Annotated in this window: 2 protein-coding genes and 1 pseudogene; all 3 read right to left on the bottom strand. The window is 74.6% G+C overall.

Features of this window, described 5'->3' with window-relative positions; translation table 11 throughout:
- Nucleotides 1-55: 55 nt before the first annotated feature.
- Complete coding sequence (locus tag FMEAI12_RS31715) at nucleotides 56-5,047, bottom strand: alpha-(1->3)-arabinofuranosyltransferase family protein (RefSeq protein ID WP_112108896.1); 4,992 nt, start codon at nucleotides 5,045-5,047, stop codon at nucleotides 56-58.
- A complete protein-coding gene (locus FMEAI12_RS31710) occupies nucleotides 5,044-6,411 on the bottom strand; it encodes a glycosyltransferase family 4 protein (RefSeq protein ID WP_112108895.1) in 1,368 nt (455 codons plus the stop codon). The genes FMEAI12_RS31715 and FMEAI12_RS31710 overlap by 4 nt, the downstream gene beginning before the upstream one ends.
- Nucleotides 6,408-7,177: pseudogene (locus tag FMEAI12_RS31705) on the bottom strand (hypothetical protein); the annotation flags it as partial. The pseudogene FMEAI12_RS31705 and the gene FMEAI12_RS31710, both read right to left, overlap by 4 nt.

Genomic DNA, 7,177 nt, shown 5'->3' with positions numbered 1-7,177 from the left:
CCCCCGCTGACCGACCTCCGGGGCGCCGACCGACCTCCGAGCTAGAGCCCGTCGGTCACAGCTCGGACGGGGAGCCCTGTGCGGCGGGAGCGGTGGGGGTCCCGGGGGTGGTGCCCGAGGCGATCCGGGCAGCGGCGCGGGCGCGGACCAGCGAGACGATCATGTCGGCGGCCAGGAGGAGGACCGTGAGCCAGGAGATCATGGCGACTCGGTCGAACGCGGCCACCCAGGAGCCGTTGGCTGGCAGGTCGTGCCGGGCCTGCACCTGGAGGATGTAGAGCGCGCTGAGAGCCAGGCACGCGGCGGGGGCGACGCGCAGCAGCGGCCGGGCGCGGGGGATCCGCAGCGCGGCGGCGGTCAGCACGGCAACCACGAGTCCCGCCAGCGGGGCGACCAGCACCACGCTCGCCGCCCCGGTGGCCAGGGCCGTGAGCAGCGTCGACCGGCCCGACACCCGGAGGGCCGGGCCCGGCCCGGCCCGCCAGGGATCCGCCGTCGGCAGATCAGCCCGGCCTGGACCCGCGGTGCCCGCTCGGGCGACTCCGCCGGTGCCGGTGCCCGCGGGGATGTACTGGTAGCCGACGAGATGGCGCCAGCTCCGGCCGCGGCGGCGCTGGTACGCCCCGACCAGCAGGATCGCCAGGCTCAGGATGCCCGTCACCACCGACAGTTTCAGCGCGATGCCGACGACGTGCTGCGGTGCCCAGTCGAGGAGGACGGTGAAGCTCCCGGCGCTCGGGTCGATCCGCCAGCCGTTCGCGTATCCGTCGACCAGGTGGGATTCGCCGAGGTCCTGGCCGTTGACGCGGGCCGTCCAGCCGGGGGAGCGGCTTTCGCCCAGCACGAGCCAGAACGGTTTGCCCGGGGTCGCGGCGCTGACATCCACGCGGAACGAGGTGTCGCTGGTCGCCTCGACCTTCACGGTCGGTGCGGTCCCGCCCGGAACGGCGGCAGTCCCGGTGCCCGCCCCGGTGGTCGCACCGGCGGTGGCGTCCGTGCCGCTGCCGGTGGCGTCGAGCCAGGCTCCGCCGCCGGCGGCGGAGGCCAGCAGCAGCCGGTCGACGTCGATCCCGGTCAGCGCGCCGTTGGAGGTGCGCACCACGTGGTCACCCGCGTTGAGGGTGACCGGTGTCCCGCAGGCCCGCACCGTCAGTCCGGCGCGGCCGGCGGCGTCCTTGATGCTTCCGGTGACCTGGATCCCGACCGGTGCGCCGTCGATGGTCAGCAGGTCGGTGCGGCAGGGGGCGGGAATGTCCGCGGTACCGGTCGCCGCCGTTCCGGTGGTCCCGGGAACCGCGGTGATCGTCAGGCCGGCCGCGGCTCCGGTGACAGCGCCGGTGTCGGCACCGGTGGCCGTGGCGGTGGCGGGTGAGCCGGCGGTTCCGGGGGCGGTGGTCGCGGCCGAGCCGCGGCCCGTTCCGCCGGCGGTGCCGTCCAGGCCCGGTACGGCGACCTCGGCGATGCCGACCGGCAGGTCCATCACCGCGCCGCTGATCGTGTCGATGCTGGTGACGGTGCGGACGTCGTCCACGACCAGCCGGATGGTGCTGCCGGTGACCGCGGGGAAGGTGAGGCTGACGTTCTGGGCGGCGTTGCGGGTCTGCGAGCTGACCGGCGTGTCGGCGACCGGTGGGACGGCGACCGCGCCGACCCGACGTCCGTCCACCATGATGCCGATCTTCGTGGGTACGGAGTGCCGCCCGTCGGCGACGAGGGCGAGGTTCATCGAGGAGAACGTGACCGGGGTCGGCGAGGTCACCTGGAGCCAGGAGCCGATCTGGCCGCCGATGCCGGGGCTCCACGCCGTGGTGGTGTCGCCGTCGAACGCGCTCGACCCGCGTGCGGCGAGCGCGCCGGGCAGCCGGCCGGAGGAGGTGACCGTCGGCGCGGCTCCGGCCCGGCCGAGGGTCGCGTCCACGAGCTGGTCGGAGGCGTAGGCGGAGAGCCGGGCGGTGCCGGTGAGCGCGAACGTGCGCGCCGTGGGCAGCGTGAACGAGCGTGCCATCGTCGGCTCGGGGTCGCGGCGGAACGGCTCGGCGGGGTTCGCCCGGTCGCGGGACATCTGCAGGCTCAGCCGGTGGTCGAGGGAGGAGGCGCCGGCGGCGTCGAGGGTGTCGGTGGGCAGGCGCAGCACCTCCTCCGCGGTCAGCGGCTTCCCGTCGGTGCCGGGGATCTCCACCTCGGCGAAGCCGACTGCGGACAGCCCGTCGTAGGTGCGCCGCACGCCGAAGTTCGTGGCGTCCACGTGGATGTGCAGCGTGGTGAACGTCCGGGACGGGAAGGTGATCGTCTGGCCGGCCTGGGTGCGGGAGGAGTCCCGCAGGTCGACGGTGACCGGAGAGCCGCCGTCGAAGGTCAGGGTCGCCCTGGTGATCCACCGGTTGCGCGGGCCGTTGAGCGGCTGGACGACGCGGATGTGGTCGGTGGTCGTCGGCTTCGCCAGGTCGACCTGCCAGGCGGCGCCCGCCGGGTCGGTGAACGCGCCGACCCGCCAGGCCGAGTCCAGGCTGCCGTCGATGCCGAGCACCGGGCGGTCGGAGACCCCGTAGGAGAAGGTGTTGCCGTAGTCGGTGGCCCGCACGTCCGCGACCTGGGCCTCCGAGCCCGGTGCGTGCATCTGGGCGACGGTCTGCGACGAGTGGCCGGCGTCGGGGAAGAGCACCAGCCGGTTGTCGTTGGCGTCCTTCGCCAGCGGGGTGACGCCGGGCTGCTCGACGTAGCCGAAGTTCTCCCGGATGCCCGTCCAGCGCTCGGCGCGCAGCCGGTTGGTGTCGCTGACCAGCAGCTCGGCGCCGTCGTCCAGGGCCTGGCGCAGCCGCTGCGGGTCGCTGGCGAGGTCACCGGCGTAGAGGATGGTGCGGCCGTCGTTGAGCACCGCGTCGAGCTGGCCGGTGGCCGCCGCGTCGACGAGGGCCTCCCCGTTGCCGCTGACCAGCAGCGGGGCGTCGGTGCGCTCGGCACGCACGATCGGGTGCGGGTCGTCGACGGGGAAGTCGGCGAGGGCCGGCGGGTCGATGACGTCGGCGTTGGTGCCCAGGGTGATCTCGTCGGTGTAGGGGATGCCCGGGTCCTCCAGCACCGGAGGCCCGAACGTGCGCGGCTCGGCCAGCCCGGCGGGGCGCTGGTTGGCCACGAGGTCCCAGGTCGCGCGCGGGCGCGGGGTCCGGAACCGCTCGTAGGCCAGGTTGCTGCGCAGCACGACGTCCCCGGCGCTCATCAGCCGGGCGATGTCGGGGATCGAGGCCGGGTCGAGCACGCCCTCCTGTATCCGCCGGTCCAGCGAGCGCAGCAGGTCCACGGAGCCGGCGTCGCCGTAGGGGATGAGTTCGCGGACCACGGACGGCCGGTCCATCAGCCCGGACATGACCGGGTCGAGCGTCGTGCCCCAGCGGTAGTGCGCGAAGTCGGCGCCGGGCAGCTCCAGCACCCGGGTCTGCTCCCCGGTGGCGTCGGGGGCGACGGCGTCCAGCGCGCTGGCGAGCTCCTGCTCGTAGCCGGGGATGTCCTCGGGCCGGTCCAGCAGCGGCTCGATGAAGTGCCCGCGGAACAGCGGTGACATGTTCAGCACGAGCAGCAGCGCCACCCCGCCGAACGCCAGCGTCGGCACCGCGCGCCCGCGCAGCCGTAGAGCACCGGCCGTGGGCCGCGGGGTATCGGTCGCGGACGACGTGCCGGCCCGGGCCTGTACGCGGCGGGCCGCGTACCGCTGGTCCAGGACGGCGAGCCCACCGGCGAGCAGCACCGACAGCCCCAGGACGACCATCGGGACGGCACGCGGCAGCGACCGCAGCGCCAGGCCCGCGGTGGAGCCCTCGGCGAAGTCGCGGAACACCCGGCCCAGCGGGGACGGGTGGTCGTACGGGTACACGCCGACCGCGATCGTCGTGCCCAGCGCGATCAGCGCCACGAAGTACGCGCGCTGGCCCCACCGCAGGCAGGACGCGGCGACCAGGGCCAGGATCGGCACCGCGAAGCTGATCGTGATGATCACCAGGCTGCCGGTGTAGTCCTTGGCCGGGCCGATCCACAGGCCGAGCGCGTCCTCGCCGTAGAAGAACCAGTTGCCCAGGCCGCGCAGCACCTCGGACGCCTGCGAGCTGCTCGCCACGGTCTTCACCGTCTCGGTGAAGGCGAGCACGTTCAGCCCGTAGCCGGCCTGGGTGTACAGACCGGCCATCCACCAGGCGGACGTCACGACGACCAGCGCCACCGCCCGCCCGCACAGCGTCAGGGCGGTGCCGAGACGGACCTCCCGGGTGCCCCACACCGCGAACGGCACCCACAGCAGCGGCGCGAACAGGATGAAGATCAGGCTGGACGCGTTGATGCTGCCGATCAGGGTGACCATCAGCGCGAACGCCGCCGGCCAGCGCCAGCCCGAGCGCCAGCGCACCAGTCGCGGGGTGTCCGCGGCGCGGGAGCGGTCGTCCGCGCCGGCTTCGCGCAGCCCCCGCACGGTGATGCCGATCAGCCAGCCCAGGCCCGCGTACGGCAGCAGGATGGCCGAGATCCGCGCCTCGTACTCCAGCGTGTACGGGGTGAGCATGTACCCGAGGGCCGCGATGAACGCGTAGCGGTTCGCCCAGCCGAACGTGCGCAGCAGGAACAGCACGCCGGCGCCCGCGCCGAACAGGATCGAGCCCGTCCACAGCCGCTGCGCCACCCAGTCGGGCAGCCCGGCGAGCTGGGCGAGCCAGTAGAACGCGCCCTGCGGGAACAGGTAGCCGATGTTCTGGTGGGTGACGGTCCCCATGCCGACGTCGGGGTCCCACATCGACACCGCGCGGGCCAGCATCCGGCCCGGGTCGAGGTAGAGGTACGCCTTCGTGTCGGCGCCGATCCGCCCCGGCGCCGTCGCCAGCAGCGGGATGTAGGCCAGCGCGGCGAGTACCAGCGCGGGCCAGGACGGCAGCAGCCGGCGGACCCGGCCGAGCCGCCCCTGCCGGCGCGGGTGATCGGAGGGCGGCGCGCCGCCGGGGCCCGTCGTGGCGCCCGGGGCCGGCCCGTCGGGATGGGCGGCTCCGGACGCCGGAGCGGTCAAGGTCACCGGGGCGCGCCCGAGCGCGAGCTCGGGGCGGGGCGGCGGACGAGCCGGCGGCGGGCGGCCTCGTTGACCAGCGCGAGGTAGGTCGAGCGGGCGGTGTGCTCCCAGGTGAACGTCGCCGCGTGCGCGAGCGCGCCGGCGGAGAGCCGGGCCCGCAGCTCGTGGTCGGACAGCACGCCGGCCAGGGTCTTGCCCAGGTCGTTCGGGTCCTCGACCAGCAGGCCGGACACGCCGTCCGCGACGGCGTCGGTGTGCCCGGCGATCTTCGTCGCGACGGACGGCGTCCCGCAGGCGGCCGCCTCGGTGATCGTCATGCCCCAACCCTCTCTGGCGGAGGCCGAGGTGAGCACCCAGGCACGCCGGTAGAGGTCGAGAAGACCCGCGTCGTCCACCCGGCCGACCAGCCGCAGCCAGTCGCCCGCGCCCGCCGCGGCGATGCGCGCCTCGAGCGCCGGGCGCTCGTAGCCCTCGCCGACGATCACGGCCTCCATCGCGGGGTGCTCGTCGTGCGCCCGGATCAGCGAGTCGATCAGCACGTCGAACCGCTTCACCGGCACCAGCCGGCCGACGGCGAGCACCAGCGGGCGCGGGGAGCGCTCCCCGGCGGGGCTGAACGAGGGATCGATGCCCGGGGGGATCACCGAGATGTTGCCGGCCGGCAGGCCCAGCAGCTCGATGATCTCGTCCCGGGACGACTGGGAGAGGGTGAGGATCCGGGTGCGCCGGTACAGCGGCGGCGCCACCTTGAACTCGATGGTCTCGCCGACCTGGGCCAGCTTGGGGGAGAGCACCATCCGCCACATCGCGCCGTGGACGTGGTGCAGGAACACCACCCGCGGGCAGCGCGCCCAGACGGGGGAGAAGAACGGCATCCCGTTCCAGATCTCGACCAGGCCGTCCCACGGGCCGGTGCGGCCCAGCGCGCCGGACGTCGCCGTCCGCGGGAACACCGAGTACCGGCCGGCCTTGCGGACGATCTGGTAGCCGTTGCGCCGCGTGGTCTCGGGGTGGCCGGGTGCTTCGGCGGTGCGCAGGCTGACGTCGACGCCGGCGGCGGCCCACCGCTCGGCGACCTTGTCGGCGTGCAGTTCGGAGCCGCCCGCTTCGGGGTCGTCCAGATCCCGCCAGGCCAGCATGTGGATGCGGCGCATCCCCGAGGTCTCGACGAGCTCCGCCAGCGTGGGCTGGGCGGGCAGCGTGTCGGCGAGGCCGGCCAGCAGCTGCTCGGACGTCGCCGACGGGACGAACTGCTCGGTCAGCCCGGGCATCCCGGTGCCGACGAGGGGCACCTGCCCGGCGGCGGACGGCGGTGCCGGCAGCGGCGGAATGGTCGTGGGGCGCAGCGAGCCCTCCGGCAGCGTGCTCACGCGCGGGCCGTCCGGCGGGCGGCGGCGAGCACCATCAGCCCGGTGACGACGGCGAGCACGGCCTGGCAGCCGAAGTTCGCCCGCGCGGTCGACACGGGGGAGCCCTGCGCCCAGGCCATGAGGGCGACGGCGGTGCCGGTCGCGACGGCGAGCACGGCCAGCACGGCACGCTTGCCGAGAGCCAGCAGATAGTGGGAGAACAACACGGTCGCTCCGAGACAGGTCATAGCTCCGGCCAGCGGGAGGAGAGCGCCGGAGGCACTGGTGAAACGCGGCCCGAAAGCCAGCGACAGCAGTGTGTCGGGTGCGATCGCCGCTACGGTGAGCAGCCCCACCGCGGGCACCGCGAGTATCGCCAGCGTCGCACCGAGCTGATGCAGCGCATGCTGCCCGAGATGGTTGCGGTCCGCGGCCTCGGGCAGGAGGAACCCGGCCAGGACGATCGCGGCCAGCACGATCACCTTCGCCGCCACGGAGACGGCCGCGTAGGAGCCCGACTCGTCCGGGGCGAGCCGGCCCTGCAGCAGCACATCGATGTTCTGCAGCACACCGAGGAACGCCAGTGTCACCAGCGCGGCGCCGACCTCGATGGCGAGCCGCCGCGGCTCCGCGGTGGCCGCCGGCCCGGCGACCGGCAGCGGCAGCGTCGTCGCCCCGGTGTCGGCGTCGCCACGCCCCGCCGCCGGATGCGATCCCAACCGGCCGCCGGTGAGCCGGCGCTGGCGGGCCGGCGGTGCCGGGAGCTGGGTGGGGGCCGGGAGCTGGG

It is taken from the genome of Parafrankia sp. Ea1.12, from assembly GCF_900465275.1.
Classification (GTDB): domain Bacteria; phylum Actinomycetota; class Actinomycetes; order Frankiales; family Frankiaceae; genus Parafrankia; species Parafrankia soli.
This window is presented reverse-complemented; position numbering and strand designations above follow the sequence as displayed.